This window comes from Hydrogenophaga sp. (assembly GCF_019635465.1).
Classification (GTDB): Bacteria; Pseudomonadota; Gammaproteobacteria; order Burkholderiales; family Burkholderiaceae_C; genus Hydrogenophaga.
Map to the genome: position 1 here is coordinate 45890 of NZ_JAHBZK010000020.1, position 14237 is coordinate 60126.

General features: G+C 64.9%; 10 protein-coding genes. 2 read left to right on the forward strand and 8 right to left on the reverse strand.

Going from position 1 to position 14237, the window contains the following annotated elements:
• Nucleotides 1-10: 10 nt before the first annotated feature.
• A complete protein-coding gene (locus tag KF871_RS16820) occupies nt 11-775 on the reverse strand; it encodes an enoyl-CoA hydratase (RefSeq protein ID WP_291145161.1) in 765 nt (254 codons plus the stop codon).
• A 185-nt stretch (nt 776-960) separates the two neighbouring features.
• Here KF871_RS16820 and KF871_RS16825 point away from each other — a divergent pair, with 185 nt between their 5' ends.
• The gene (locus tag KF871_RS16825) at nt 961-3246 is read left to right on the forward strand and encodes a patatin-like phospholipase family protein (RefSeq protein WP_291145164.1); all 2286 of its coding nucleotides are present in this window, start codon (nt 961-963) and stop codon (nt 3244-3246) included.
• Nucleotides 3247-3267: 21 nt separating this feature from the next.
• Here KF871_RS16825 and KF871_RS16830 read toward each other — a convergent pair whose 3' ends face one another.
• From KF871_RS16830 to KF871_RS16855, 6 genes are read right to left on the reverse strand one after another with little or no spacing between them, the layout of a single operon-like run.
• On the reverse strand, nt 3268-4071 hold the full coding sequence (locus KF871_RS16830) for a thioesterase family protein (RefSeq protein WP_291145167.1): 804 nt from the start codon (nt 4069-4071) through the stop codon (nt 3268-3270).
• 19 nt (nt 4072-4090) lie between these two features.
• Nucleotides 4091-5299: an acetyl-CoA C-acyltransferase gene (locus tag KF871_RS16835; RefSeq protein ID WP_291145169.1), complete on the reverse strand. Its 1209-nt coding sequence runs from the start codon at nt 5297-5299 to the stop codon at nt 4091-4093.
• 11 nt (nt 5300-5310) lie between these two features.
• Nucleotides 5311-7722 (reverse strand): 3-hydroxyacyl-CoA dehydrogenase/enoyl-CoA hydratase family protein, encoded by a 2412-nt coding sequence (locus KF871_RS16840; protein ID WP_291145172.1) that lies wholly within the window; start codon nt 7720-7722, stop codon nt 5311-5313.
• Between the two features lie 28 nt (nt 7723-7750).
• Nucleotides 7751-8191: a DUF2147 domain-containing protein gene (locus tag KF871_RS16845; RefSeq protein WP_291145175.1), complete on the reverse strand. Its 441-nt coding sequence runs from the start codon at nt 8189-8191 to the stop codon at nt 7751-7753.
• A 29-nt stretch (nt 8192-8220) separates the two neighbouring features.
• On the reverse strand, nt 8221-10017 hold the full coding sequence (locus tag KF871_RS16850; RefSeq protein ID WP_291145177.1) for an acyl-CoA dehydrogenase C-terminal domain-containing protein: 1797 nt from the start codon (nt 10015-10017) through the stop codon (nt 8221-8223).
• A 40-nt stretch (nt 10018-10057) separates the two neighbouring features.
• A complete protein-coding gene (locus tag KF871_RS16855; RefSeq protein ID WP_291145179.1) occupies nt 10058-10741 on the reverse strand; it encodes a TetR/AcrR family transcriptional regulator in 684 nt (227 codons plus the stop codon).
• A 614-nt stretch (nt 10742-11355) separates the two neighbouring features.
• Here KF871_RS16855 and KF871_RS16860 point away from each other — a divergent pair.
• Nucleotides 11356-13074, forward strand: a complete 1719-nt coding sequence (locus KF871_RS16860; protein ID WP_291145182.1) for a ShET2/EspL2 family type III secretion system effector toxin — start codon at nt 11356-11358, stop codon at nt 13072-13074.
• Between the two features lie 383 nt (nt 13075-13457).
• Here the strand turns inward: KF871_RS16860 and slmA are convergent, their stop codons facing one another.
• The gene (gene slmA, locus KF871_RS16865; protein WP_291145184.1) at nt 13458-14147 is read right to left on the reverse strand and encodes a nucleoid occlusion factor SlmA; all 690 of its coding nucleotides are present in this window, start codon (nt 14145-14147) and stop codon (nt 13458-13460) included.
• Nucleotides 14148-14237: the final 90 nt, after the last annotated feature.

A 14237-nucleotide genomic window follows, 5' to 3' on the forward strand; every position in this document is an offset into this window, starting at 1 on the left:
GGCGCGCTCCTCAGAGCGCCGAGAAGTCGGGCTTGCGGCGCTCCATGAAGGCGGTGAACGCCTCCTTGGCGGCCGGCTCGCGCAGCATGCGCCCGAAGCTGGCGCCCTCTTCGCCCATGGTGGCCAGCACCAGCTCGGTCTGGCCCTTTTTCATGAGGCGCTTGGTCTCGATCAGCGAGCTCAGCGGCTTGGCGGCGAGCTTCCTGGCCACGCCTTGCGCAATGCCGTTGGCCTCGGTGGGCGGCACCACACGGTTGACCAGGCCCACTTCGAGTGCGGCCTCGGCCATGAAGGGCTCGCCCAGCAGCAGCGCTTCGGCCGCGCGGTGGTAGCCCAGCATCTGCGGCACCAGCAGGCTGCTGGCCGCCTCGGGGCACAGACCCAGGTTCACGAAGGGCATGGAGAAGGCGGCGTTGTCGCCCGCGTAGACCAGGTCGCAGTGGAACAGCAGGGTGGTGCCCACGCCCACGGCTGGCCCGCAGACCGCAGCCAGCAAGGGCTTGGGGAAGGTGGCGATGCCGCGCAGAAAGCGAAACACCGGTGAGTCCATGCCCGCGGGCGGCTGGTTGAGGAAGTCGCCGATGTCGTTGCCGGCCGAGAACACCGTTTCGTGCCCCTGGAACAACACCACCCGCACCGACGCGTCGTCGACCGCGGAGGTCAGCGCATCGGCCATGGCGCCGTACATGGCGGCGGTGATGGAGTTCTTCTTGTCGACGCGGTTGAGCGTGATGGTGCGGATGCCGGCTTCGGTGTGGACGAGGATGTCGCTCATGGGGTGGGCGCGGGGCGCGGTGAGGGTGGAAACAGCCGGGCAAGGTATCACGAAGCGCGTGCCAGGCGTTGGGGTGGACACCCCAGGGACTGACCGGTTCGTGACAGCCTGTATCGCCCCCATTCGCGGCTTGTGTGACGCCGATCGGCACCTACACTTGCCGGCGTCACTCCCCCACCCCTCTCATGGCCCGTCGTCTGCCCTTGCTGTGGCTCTGTCTGAGCCTGCTGATCGCGCCCGCTTCGGCGCAGCAACCCGTTGCGGTCGACCCCTCGGCCGCGCCCGCCTTGCCGGCCCAGCCACGGCCGCGGGTGGCGCTGGTGTTGTCCGGGGGGGGTGCGCGCGGTTTTGCCCACGTGGGCGTGCTCAAGGCGCTGGAAGCGGCCCGGGTGCCGGTCGACCTGATCGTGGGCACCTCGATGGGCGCCATCGTCGGTGGGCTCTACGCCAGCGGCATGTCCGCCGACGAGCTGGAACGCGAGATCCTCGCGGTCGACTGGAACGGCCTGTTCAGCACCCGCCAGCCGCGCCAGATGCTGTCGCAGCGGCGCAAGGAAGAAGACTTCGAGCTGTCGCCGGTGCTGCTGCTGGGTTTTCGCGACGGCGAGTTCCGCCTGCCGACCGGGGCGGTGTCCAGCCGCTCGCTGGAGATGCTGCTGCGCCGCTACACCCTGCCCACGCGCCACCTGCCCAGCTTCGACGGCCTGCCCACGCGCTTTCGGGCGGTGGCCACCGACATGGAGACCGGCCAGGCGGTGGTGATGGACCGCGGCGACCTGGCGGCGGCGCTGCGCGCCAGCATGTCGGTGCCGGGCGTGTTCTCGCCGTTGGAGATCAACGGGCGCATCCTGGGCGACGGCGGCCTGGTCAACAACCTGCCGGTCAACGTGGCGCGCGAACTGGGGGCCGAGGTGATCATCGCGGTCAACATCGGCACACCGCTGGCCAAGCGCGACACCCTGGACTCGCTGCTGGGCATCACCACCCAGATGGTGAACATCCTGACCGAGCAGAACGTGCAGGCCAGCATCGCCACCCTGACCCCACGCGATCTGCTGCTCACACCGCCGCTGGGCAAGCTGACCTCGGCCGATTTCGCCCAGGCACCCGAGCTGGTGCGACTGGGCAACACCTATGCACGGACCGTCGGCAACTCGCTGGCGCGCTTTACCGTGCCTGCGGCGCAGTACCAGGCCTGGACCCAGGCGCGCACCACGCAGGCCGAGCTCAATGCCTCGCGCGTCGGCAAGATCGCCAGCATCCGCTTCGAGGGCGTGAACGAGCGCCGCGCCGAGCGCCTGGCGGTGGGTCTGGACAAGCTCGAAGGTGAGCGCGCCGACATCACGCGCATCGAAGACAGCCTGCAGCACCTGGCGGCCAGTGGCGACTACGAGCGCATCGACTACCGGCTGGTGCGCGACCCGGACAGCGGCGGCGAAGACCTGGTGGTCGGTCTGCGCGACAACAACTGGGGCCCCAACTACCTGCGCGTGGGTCTGGACCTGCGCACCGACTTTCGGGGCGAAGGCGCGTTCAATCTGCGGCTGAGCCACAACCGGCACTGGCTCACCGACAGCGGCACCGAGTGGCGCAACCGCATCCAGCTGGGCGAGACCCTGGGCCTGTTCTCAGAGATCTACCAGCCGCTGGGCCTGGCCGGCAGCACCTTCGCATCGGCCTACGCCGACCTGACGGTGCGCAAGGTCGATCTCTACGACGAAGCCACCCGCCCCTTGGTGCGCATCCGCCGCGAAACGATTCGCGCCGGCGCCGACCTGGGCTGGCCCATTGGCCTGCGTGGTGCCATTGGCGAGTTGCGGGTGGGCGTCGTGGCCAGCTCGCGTCGCTCGCAACTGGAGCTGGTGCAACCGGGCTTCAACCTGAACACCGGTGTGCTCGATGTGCACTGGAGCGAGGTGGGGGTGCGCTCGGCGGTCATCACCGACCAGCTCGACTACGCCAACTTCCCCTCGCGTGGCTACCGGGCCCTGGGCGAAGTGGTGGTGGGTCAACGCGAAGTTCGTGGCGGTGAGCGCGACAGCTTTGCGCGGATCGAGGGCAGCTTCACCGGCGTGAAGTCGTTCGGCCAACACACCTTCAACGTCGGCGCCCGGCTGGCGCACGCCAACCGCATTCCCGTCGGCGCGATCGACGAGTACTCGCTGGGAGGTTTCCAGAACCTCTCGGGCTTTCGCACCGGGCAGGTGGTGGGCAGCTATCTGGTGTTCGGTCGCCTCACCTACTACCGCAAGTTCGACTGGGACCCCGGATTTGCCCGCGCCATGTTCGTGGGTGGCTCGATCGAAGCCGGCAACGCCTGGCTGGACCGCAAGGATATTTCGCTGGGGAACCTGCTGGCCGGCAGCAGCCTGTTCATTGGCGCAGACACCGGGCTCGGCCCGCTCTACCTGAGCGTGGTGAGTGCGCCCAGGGGCTACACCGGTCTGTACCTGTTCCTCGGGCGCCCCTGAAGCGGCGGCGCCGCAGGATCGTCATTCCTTGTAGTAGACGACCTGGTGCGTCGTGGCCAGCAAGGCGCCGGCCTGGCTCCAGAGCTGACCGCGCTGGTCGAAGTAGCCGTTGCGCATCACGCTCGACTCGGCACGCCCCACCAGCCAGCCCTCGCCCACCGCGGCCAGTTCGGCCTGGCCGACATGGAAGTACGAAGTCATGGACACCGTGCCCGCGGGCACGCGTGTGGCGCGGCGCAACCACACCCGCGGAAAAAACACATCGCACAAGGCCGCCAGGCTGGCGAAATCGAGCGCACGCGGCGGCTCGTCGCGCACCCACAGCGTGGTGCGGCTGTGCTCGCCGGCGCCGTCCCACACGCGCGGAATGGCGCCGTCGGTGATGCGGATGTCGTAGCGCCTGACCCACTCGACCGGTGCCGCCATGTTGGGCTTGCCCAGCGCGTTGGGTGAGAGCACGCGCGGGGCGGGATCGTCCTGCGCACCCCAGGTGTCGCGTCGCACAGCAGTCAGAGCGGTGCCGGTGAGCACCGTCTCGCCGCCCTGCACGATCTCGAGCACCCAGTGCTGGGTCGAGCGGTTGGTGCGAACGGGCCGCGCGGTGAGCTCGTAGGCGCCGTCGTTGAGTGCCGCGCAGAAATTCACCGTGAGCGACACCGGATCGCCCAGGCGCGCCGGGTGGTCGAGCACCCCTTGCAGGGCCGCCGCCGCGGTGACACCGCCGAACGGGCCCACCATGTTGGCGTAGGCCGCCGAGGTGGCGCCGCCGTAACGGTGTTCGCCCAGCGGATGCAGGGCGACGGCCTGGTCGAAGGGATGGCTCATGGCGGTAAAGGCGAGGTGTTCAGACGCGCTCGAAGATACCCGCTGCGCCCTGCCCCATGCCGACGCACATGGTGACCATGCCGTACTTCTTCTGGTGACGTTGCAGTGCATGCACCACCGTGGCCGAGCGGATGGCACCCGTGGCGCCCAGCGGGTGCCCCAGCGCGATGGCGCCGCCCATGGGGTTGACCTTGGCGGGGTCGAGGCCGAGCGTGTTCATGACCGCCAGCGATTGCGCCGCGAAGGCCTCGTTGAGCTCGATCCAGTCCATGTCGTCCTGATTGAGGCCGGCGTACTTGAGCGCCGCGGGAATCGCCTCGACCGGGCCAATGCCCATGATGTGCGGCGGCACGCCGCGGCTGGCGTAGCTCACGAAGCGCGCCAGCGGTTTGAGGCCGAAGCGCTTGACGGCAGCCTCGCTGGCCAGGATCAGCGCGCCCGCGCCATCGCTGGTCTGCGAGCTGTTGCCCGCGGTGACCGAACCGCGCGCGGCGAACACGGTGCGCAGCTTCGCCAGGCCTTCGATGCTGGTGTCGGGGCGCGCGCCTTCGTCCAGGCTCACGGTGCGCTGGCTCGTGCTCACCTCGGCGCTGGCTAGGTCGACGCTGCGCTCGGTGACCTCCACCGGCGTGATCTCGTTGCTGAACTCGCCGTTCTTCATGGCGATGACGGCACGCTGGTGCGACTGCAGAGCAAAGGCGTCCTGCGCATCGCGCGAGACCTTCCACTGCTGCGCCACCTTCTCGGCGGTGAGGCCCATGCCGTAGGCGATGCCGTACTGCTCGACGTCCTGCGTGTTGGCAAAGATGGCGGGCGACAGGCTGGGCGAGTTGCCCATCATGGGCACCATGCTCATGCTCTCGGTACCGGCAGCGATCATCACGTCGGCTTCGCCCACGCGGATGCGGTCGGCCGCCATGGCCACGGCCGACAGACCCGAGGCGCAGAAGCGGTTGACCGTGATCCCGCCCACGCTGTTGGGCAGGCCGGCCAGGATGGCGCCGATGCGCGCCACGTTCAGGCCCTGCTGCGCTTCGGGGATCGCACAACCGCAGATCACGTCTTCGATGGCCTTCGGGTCCAGCCCGGGCGCCTGCGCCAGCGCCGAGCGCAGCGCAATGGCCAGCAGATCGTCGGGGCGCAGGTGTTTGAACGAGCCCTTGTGCGAACGGCCGATGGGCGTACGCGTGGCCGCAACGATGTAGGCGTCTTGAATTTGTTTGCTCATGGTGAGGCTCCTCAGTTGCGCACGGGCTTGCCGGTATTGAGCATGCCGAGGATGCGCTCCTGCGTTTTCGGGTGCGTGATCAGCGCGCAGAAGGCCTGACGCTCCAGCGTCATCAGGTAGTCCTCGTTGACCAGGGTGCCCGGGTCGACGTCGCCACCGGTGACCACGTTGGCGATCAGGCTGGCGATGTGGAAGTCGTGCTGACTGATGAAGCCGCCATCGCGCATGTTGACCAGCTGGCCCATGACGGTGGCCTTGCCGTCGCGACCGGCCACCGGGAACAGGCGCTTGTGCGGCGGGCGGTAGCCGGCGCGGAACATGGCCTTGGCTTCGTTGAGCGCCACGAACAGCAGCTCGTCCTTGTGCGGCACGATCAGGTCGGACTCGAGCAGATAACCGATGCTGCGCGACTCGATGGCGCTGGTGCCCACCTTGGCCATGGCCGCGGCGGTGAAGCCTTCGGTGAGGAAGGGCAGCAGGTCCTTGCCCGTCGACGTGGCGGCGTTCTCGGCCGCGCGGCGCGATATGTAGGTGAGGCCGCCGGCGCCAGGGATCAGGCCAACGCCGACTTCCACCAGGCCGATGTAGCTCTCCATGTGGGCGACGCGCTTGCTGCTGTAGACCGCGAGCTCGCAACCACCGCCCAGCGCCATGCCGCGGATCGCGGAGATCACCGGCACGCTGGCGTAGCGCAGGCGCAGCATGGTCTGCTGCATGAAGCCCTCGGCGTCTTCGATGGCGACCACGCCCACCGCCATGAAGGCCGGCAGCATGGCCTGCAGGTCGGCGCCCACGCTGAAAGGCTCGTCGCCCGACCAGATCACCAGACCCTGGTACTGCGATTCGGCCAGTTCCACCGCCTGCATCAGGCCTTCACACACCTCGGGGCTGATGGCGTGCATCTTGGTCTTGATGCTGGCGATCAGCACCTCGTTGTCCAGCGTCCAGAGGCGGATGGAATCGGTTTCCTCGATGGTGGTGCCGGCGTCGGCAAAGCGCGGACCGGCTTCGCCGAGCAGCAGCTCGGGGAATGCCTGCCGCTGGTACACCGGCAGTTCGCGGCGCGGCTCGAACACGCCCTTGGCCGGGTTCCACGAACCCTGCGCGGTGTGCACGCCGCCCGCACCACCATTCGATTCCACCACCGGGCCCTTGAACACCCACTCGGGCAGCGGCGCCTTGCTCAGCGCCTTGCCGGCGTCGATGTCCTCTTGAATCATCTTCGCCACCTCGAGCCAGCCCGCTTCCTGCCAGAGCTCGAACGGACCTTGCTTCATGCCAAAGCCCCAGCGCATGGCCTGATCGACGTCGCGCGCGGTGTCGGCGATGGTGGCCAGGTGCACGGCGGCGTAGTGGAAGCTGTTGCGCAGGATGGCCCACAGGAACTGCCCTTGCGCCCCGGTGCTGTTGCGCAGCAGCTTGAGCCGCTCGCCGGCGGGCTTTTTGAGCATGCGGCCGTACACCTCGTCGGCCTTCTGGCCGGCGGGCACATAGTCGCCGCTCTCCAGCTCGAAGCGCATCACGTCGCGGCCGACCTTCTTGTAGAAGCCGGCCTTGGTCTTCTGACCCAGGTGGCCCTTCTCCAGCAGGGCCTTGAGCACGGGCGGCGTGCCGAAGCTGGCGTAGAACGGGTCGGTCTCGGCGCTGAGGTTGTCCTGCAGCGTCTTGATGACGTGGTCCATGGTGTCCAGGCCCACCACGTCGGCGGTGCGGAAGGTGCCGCTGCTGGCGCGACCCAGTCGCTTGCCGGTGAGGTCGTCCACCACGTCGAAGGTGAGGCCGAAGTTCTCCACCTCTTTCATCGTGGCCAGCATGCCGGCGATGCCGATGCGGTTGGCGATGAAGTTGGGCGTGTCCTTGGCGCGCACCACGCCCTTGCCCAGGCCGCTGGTCACGAAGGTTTCGAGCTGGTCGAGGATCTCGGGCTGCGTGGTGGGCGTGGGGATCAGCTCCACCAGCGTCATGTAGCGCGGCGGGTTGAAGAAGTGGATGCCGCAAAAGCGCGGCTTGATGGATTCGGGCAGCGCCTCGCTCAGCTTCGTGATCGACAGCCCCGAGGTGTTGGACGCGACGATGGCGTGCGCGGCCACGTGCGGCGCGATCTTGCCGTACAGGTCGAGCTTCCAGTCCATGCGTTCGGCGATGGCCTCGATCACGAGATCGCATTCGCCCAGCAGGTCCATGTGCTCTTCGTAGTTGGCCGCGGCGATGAGGTCGGCGTCGGCCGCCACGCCGATGGGCGAAGGCTTGAGCTTCTTGAGGTTCTCGATCGCGCGGGTGACGATGCCGTTCTTCGGGCCTTCCTTGGCCGGGAGGTCGAACAAAACGACGGGCACCTTGACGTTGACGAGGTGGGCCGCGATCTGCGCGCCCATCACGCCGGCGCCGAGCACGGCGACTTTTCTGACGTTGAATCGGTTCATGTGTTTTCCGTGAATAGCTGGCGGGGTGTCATTCGACACGGTGCCAGATCTGCGTGCGGTAGAAGGGGCCGAGATAGCCGCGCATCTCGAGCTGAGCGCCGCCGTTGACCGGCTTCAGGCGCGCGCGGTAGCTCTTGCCATTGTTCGGGTCGACGATGGTGCCGCCCTCGTAAACAGCCTTGTCGCTCTCACTCTGCTGAATGCCACGCAGGATCTCCAGGCCCAGAACGGGCTTGTCCTTGCGGTCGTCGCTGCATTTGTCGCACACGCCCTTGGAGTCGCTGGCCGGGTCGAGCAGCTTCTCGATGCGACCACTGAAGACCCCGCCACTCTCGGTGATGCGCACCAGCGACTTCTCCTTTTTCGAGTCGTCGTCGATGGTCTTCCACACGCCCGCGGGCGTCATCTGCGCGTGAGCCAGGCCCGCCAGCGCCAACAGGGAAGTCGCAAACGTCGTCTTGAGCAACATGGTGGTCTCCAGGAGACAGGTGGGAACGTTCAGGCCAGCGCTGCTTCGGTGTCCATCAGCACCTTGCTGCCCGAGCGCGCCAGACGCATGAGCGTGGCCGTCTCGGGGTAGAGCTTGGCGAAGTAGAAGCGCGCGGTCTGCAGCTTGGCGGTGTAGAACGGATCGTCACTGCCGGCGTTGATGGCGCGCAGCGCGGCCTGCGCCATGCGTGCGAAGAAATACGAGAACACCAGGTGGCCGGCCACGCGCAGGTAAGGCACCGCTGCCGCGCCCACTTCGTCGGGGTTCTGCAGCCCCTTGAAGCCCAACTCGGTGGTGAACTTGGTCATCTGCTCGCCCAGGTAGCCCAGCGGGTTGATGAACTCGGCCATCTGTTCGTTGACGCCCTCTTCTTCCACCAGCTTGGCGACCAGCTTGCCGAACTTCTTGAGCGATGCACCGTTGTTGCCCAGCACCTTGCGGCCCAGCAGGTCCAGGCTCTGGACCGTGTTGGTGCCTTCGTAAATCATGTTGATGCGGGCATCGCGCACGAACTGCTCCATGCCCCATTCCTTGATGTAGCCGTGGCCACCGAACACCTGCATGGCGTGGTTGGTGGCCTCGAATCCGTTGTCGGTCAGGAAGGCCTTGGCGATGGGCGTGAGCAGTGCGGCCAAGTCGGCGCAGTCCTTGCGCACCTTCTCGTCGGGGTGCGTGAGTTCCTTGTCGAGCAGGATGGTGCAGAACATCAGCAGCGCACGGCCGCCTTCGGCGTAGGCCTTGGCCGTCAAGAGCATCTTGCGCACGTCGGGGTGCACGATGATCGGATCGGCCGGCTTGTCCTTGGCCTTCACGCCCGAGAGGCTGCGCATCTGGATGCGGTCCTTGGCGTAGGCCAGCGCGTTCTGGAACGCCACCTCGGTCAGGCCCAGGCTCTGGTTGCCCACGCCCAGGCGCGCGGCGTTCATCATCACGAACATCGCGCTCAGGCCCTTGTTGGGTTCACCCACGAGCGTGCCCACGGCGCCGTCGAGCACCATCTGGCAAGTCGCGTTGGCGTGGATGCCCATCTTGTGCTCCAGGCCGCCGCAGTAGATGCCGTTGCGATCGCCCAGCGAGCCATCGGCCTTGACGTTGAACTTGGGCACCAGGAACAGGCTGATGCCCTTGCTGCCCACGGGCGCGTCGGGCAGGCGGGCCAGCACCAGGTGGACGATGTTGGCGGCCAGGTCGTGCTCACCGGCGCTGATGAAGATCTTCTGACCCGTGAGTTTGTAGGTGCCGTCGGCCTGCGGCTCGGCCTTGGTGCGCAGCATGCCCAGGTCGGTGCCGCAGTGCGGCTCGGTCAGGCACATGGTGCCGGTCCATTCGCCGCTGGTGAGCCTGGGCAGGTACAGCGCTTTCTGCTCTGGCGAGCCGTGCGCGTGCAGGCATTCGTAGGCGCCGTGCGACAGGCCGGGGTACATCGTCCAGGCCTGGTTGGCGCTATTGAGCATCTCGTAGAAACACTGGTTGACGATGAAGGGCAGACCCTGACCACCGTATTCCGGGTCGCACGAGAGTGCGGGCCAGCCGCCTTCCACGTACTGCGCGTAGGCTTCCTTGAAGCCTTTGGGCGCGGTCACTTCATGGGTGGTCTTGTCCAGCGTGCAACCCGCTTCGTCGCCGCTGATGTTGAGCGGGAAGGTCACTCCTGCGGCGAACTTGCCACCCTCTTCGAGCACCGCATTGATGGTGTCGGCATCGATGTCGGCGTGGTTCGGGCAGGCCTTGAGCTCGTCAACGACGTTGAAGACCTCGTGCATGACGAACTGCATGTCGCGCAGCGGGGGGTTGTAGACGGGCATGGATGCTCTCCTGTGGTTTCGGCAAAGAGGGGGAAAGGGGTCAGCGCTTGCGCGGCACCGCCGTCTGCGCGCCGCAGCGCTCGAGGATGGCGTCGAAGCCGCGCAGGGCGCGCTGGATGCAGCCAGGGCTGCGCAGGAAGCGGGCCTCGTAGTGCAAGGCCAGAATCAATCCGTGGATTTCGAAGGCCGCTTGTGACGCGTCCGTGTCGGCGTGCAGGTGACCTTCTTCCACTGTGATCTCGATGGCGCGGCGCAAAGCGTCCTGCCAGGTGGTGACCGAACTGGCCAGGGCGTCGCGCACGGGCCCGGGGCGGTCATCGAACTCGACCGCACCGCTGATGTAGATGCAGCCCGAATCGATCTCGACCGAGGTGCGCTTCATCCAGTTGTCGAACATGGCGCGCAGTCGGGGCAGGCCGCGCGGTGCGCTCATGGCGGGGTAGAAGACCTCGTCTTCGAACCGCGTGTGGTACTCACGCACCACCGAGATCTGCAGTTCTTCGCGCGAACCGAAGTGGGCGAACACGCCCGACTTGCTCATCTGCATCACCTCGGCCAACGCTCCGATGGACAGGCCTTCAAGTCCGATCTGCGTGGCCAGGCCGAGAGCGGCGTCCACGATGGCGGCCTTGGTCTGCTGGCCCTTGGGAGCCTGGCGAGCGCTGGTGCCCGGCGCGGTGCGCGTGGCGGCGGAGCGTCGGCGATGGGCAAGCGGTTCGGTCATGCGGGTGTGATCGGTTCGGTGCAAACGAGGAAAGAAACGAACGGTCGTGCTATTTTGAGCCAGATTCGGATCAAACGTGCAAGCCATCGGGTCGCAGGACACGAAAGTTTTTAGGTACCGAGCCCTAATTCGTCTGGTAGACGGGCAAGAACGGATGACCTACTCGCGCTGGAGTAGGCCCTCCCCTTTCCTCGGTCAGAGCACTCAGGCGGTCGGCCACACGCACTCACCGCCGCCCCCACCGCCCATGGTTTGCCCTTCAGAGGTGCTCATTGATGCGAGACCGTGCGCGGAGCAAACGATGAACCGATCTATTGGTTCTTTCATCATCGTCTGATCTCGAATGTGTCTTGGCTGCGGCTCGACATCCTTGCCATCAAGCGACCATCATTCATTCGGCAACGACAAGAAGTGAGAGGACGCCCTCCCACTGACAGGTTCAAACACCTGTCGAAGTACCCAACAACTCAATGAATCGCTCATCAGGACCCATCTATGGAAGGAAATCCAGAGGACCCCGTAATTCGGCGCGCGCCGCGCAAGGACCGAATGACGAATCAACAATTGCCACTCGACGCGCTCGACTCGACGTGGTTTCGAAATTTCAGCAGTCCTTGTTTGACGCGCCCCGGCTGACACCTGAGATGAGGAGTTGGCTCAGCAAAAAGGCCAGCGATGACACCTCCGATATGGACCTGAGCGCACTCACCCACCTCAATGCGTATATGCCTGCGGAGGTAATCAAAGCATTCGCCGTTTACCGAGCATTTGAGGGCCACCCAATCACATCGCTGACACTTCCAGATCGATTGAGATCGACGCCGAAGTGGCTGTCGCACCTATCCGACATCGAGGCTCTGCGCGCACGCGGATTCAAGGGCAATACCATTGATCTGCGCAAAACAAAACGATTGGTCCACCTAACGCTGGACGACATCCATAGCAAAACTCTAACCGTCCTCGTTCCGCACGGGTGCAATTTCACTGCAACTGCGCGCAAGGGTTTCGACCTCGAGATCAAGTGCCAACAATATGACACACATACTGAGCACAAACTGGCGCTACTCATCGGCGACATCAATGGCATCGTGAAATTCGCCAACTCCGATATCGATGTTGTCTGCCGCCATTTGGCGCTGGTCAAACTCGTCGAGTGGGCGACAGGTGAAATCATTGATGGAGAAAATGCGCGCGCTGCAATGATTGATGTCGACTTCTTGCCGACAATTGCACAGATGAACCTTGACAAGGAACTCGTCGAGCTCATGTTCCAACCCAAATACGACTATGTCGTGCACCGCGATTTCTGGGGGAAGTTTGTTGAGCATATCTTCGCATGGATGGGACATTCAACCATAAAGAAGGGATTCGCCCTTCTCCATACCGAACGACATACCATGGCCATGCGGCTGGATGCCACAGACGCCACTCAACCAATCATTGAGGTCTTCGATCCAAATTTGCCCAACACGAACAGGATATGCAAACCACTCTTCTCGTTTGAAGACCTTTTTCACAATCCTGTGACGCAAATTCCTGCGTACTTCCACTGCACTCATGCAGAAACCAATCACTGGTTTGGTCCTTCTCCCCACTTTCGAGTGACTCTTGTCAAAAACCCTCTGACTCTGCGAAGCTCTATCCAAAAGAAGCCCGCCAAAGTGCGGTCTTCATTGAAATTCTCCAATCTGTCCCAGTCCTATCATCCGACAATCATTTCAGAACTTTTTTCTTATGGACTGGCGCCCAGACATCTTCCCAAGCTAAGAAGCTGGTTGCAAACAGTCAAGCCACATCTTGCGCAATGCAAGCTTGTCCTGCTAGGGGATGATGGAGAAAGAACCAATCTCAGCAACGCCATGCAGGTCGGTGCGCCCAGTCCAATACACGCAATTGGAGAAGCGATTTGTCATGCATTTGCGCACGGTACAACCATTGGATTTCCGCTCCCGGGAGGCACAGACAGGGTGGAGCCGCTGACGCAGCAAGACGTCTACGAATGGCTGCTCGCCATCGAGTCTGATCAAACGTGCGCCATCGACAAGGCCGTCAGAAGTGGACGGCCGGAGGCGATTGATGCGTATGCCGACGTGGTCTGCAATGCGTTCATGCTGGACGCGCTGACCTACGAACAAGCGAACGACTTGCTCACCAGCACTTCTTCAAGCGTGATCGATGCCTCGGTGGATCCGATGGACCCGATGCAGCAAGCTCTGCGTGGGGCACACAACAAGCTCAGGGCGATCTTCGACACGCCAAGCAATCCAGGCCTTGGCGCCCTAGGCCGAAGGGCGTCCGGGGGCGGGCCAACGGTGCCCGATGACTACGTGTAGATGACGTCTCTCCACCATTCGGCCGCCGATCGAAAGAGTGAAGCTGCTTCGACCCGCCCTGAAGAGCGGTCAACAAGGAATCACGCTTGATATGGGCGCTCAAGGGACCAGGTCCACCTTGGGTGGCACGCCAAAGACAAGACTCTTGCTTGGCCATCGCAGGGGACCCGTGCCATAGCACCTGGCGGCCAGCCATCACGCCCTGTGTCGCCCAACCCACCGCGGCAGGCGCGCGATCACTTCCACAAACAGATGCATGCACGTCCGCTGACTGCGAACACCTCCGAGGCCACGGGCGAGGCAGCCGACTGCCTCGTTCGAACCGGGCAAAGGCTGGCGTCCGGCAACACGTCCAGCCTGACAAGCTGCTGAGCGAGCTGAGCTCAAAGTCTGCCGGTTGGCAACAACAGCGCCAGGCTGTGCTCCAGGCTCTCGCCTGGCAATCGCTTGAAGCCACTGCGCGCGTAGCGCTGCAGCCGACCGACGCAGAAGGCGGTGACGACTGACGCATCGGCCTGGGCATCGACCGTGGGCATGCTGGTGTTGGTCAACACCGCAGCCTCGCGCAGGTTCTGGCGCAGCGTGGCCTCGATCTTGTCGAAGAACAGGTTCATGCGCTGCTGCAGCCGCTCGTTTTCGTAGACCAGTGCGTCGCCCACCATCACGCGCGTCATGCCCGGGTTCTTTTCGCCGAACTGCAGCAGCAAGGCCACCAGTTTGCGGCAGCGCACCAGGGCATCGGCTTCGCGTTCGGCCAGTTGGTTGACCAAGCCGAACACCGTCTGCTCGATGAATTCGATCAGGCCTTCGAACATCTGCGCCTTGCTGGCGAAGTGGCGGTAGAGCGCGGCTTCGCTGACTTCCAGGCGTGCCGCCAGTGCGGCAGTGGTGACCCGCTCGGCGCCCGGCTGCTCCAGCATGGTGGCCAGCGCCTGCAGGATCTGCACACGGCGTTCACCGGGCTTGGGCCGCTTTCGGGATGGCGCATCAGCGCCCCCATCGGCAGCGCTGGCGGTGGTACCCGCCAGGGCGGCGTCATCGGGCGGTGGCATCTCGGGCGCTGCAGAGGTCATGGCTGTCCTGTCGGTCCGTGAAGGGGCTGCGGTGGGCGCCGGGTTGGCCGCCGGTGGTCTCCGCCGCGGATTCTCGCACAGCCAGCTACA

Bases quoted from the DNA above. Each gene is read 5' to 3' on its own strand.
- KF871_RS16855 (WP_291145179.1), bottom strand. From the start codon at position 10,741: ATGACCGAACCGCTTGCCCATCGCCGACGCTCCGCCGCCACGCGCACC.
- KF871_RS16840 (WP_291145172.1), bottom strand. From the start codon at position 7,722: ATGAACCGATTCAACGTCAGAAAAGTCGCCGTGCTCGGCGCCGGCGTG.
- KF871_RS16850 (WP_291145177.1), bottom strand. From the start codon at position 10,017: ATGCCCGTCTACAACCCCCCGCTGCGCGACATGCAGTTCGTCATGCAC.
- KF871_RS16825 (WP_291145164.1), top strand. From the start codon at position 961: ATGGCCCGTCGTCTGCCCTTGCTGTGGCTCTGTCTGAGCCTGCTGATC.
- KF871_RS16835 (WP_291145169.1), bottom strand. From the start codon at position 5,299: ATGAGCAAACAAATTCAAGACGCCTACATCGTTGCGGCCACGCGTACG.
- KF871_RS16830 (WP_291145167.1), bottom strand. From the start codon at position 4,071: ATGAGCCATCCCTTCGACCAGGCCGTCGCCCTGCATCCGCTGGGCGAA.
- KF871_RS16845 (WP_291145175.1), bottom strand. From the start codon at position 8,191: ATGTTGCTCAAGACGACGTTTGCGACTTCCCTGTTGGCGCTGGCGGGC.
- KF871_RS16820 (WP_291145161.1), bottom strand. From the start codon at position 775: ATGAGCGACATCCTCGTCCACACCGAAGCCGGCATCCGCACCATCACG.
- slmA (WP_291145184.1), bottom strand. From the start codon at position 14,147: ATGACCTCTGCAGCGCCCGAGATGCCACCGCCCGATGACGCCGCCCTG.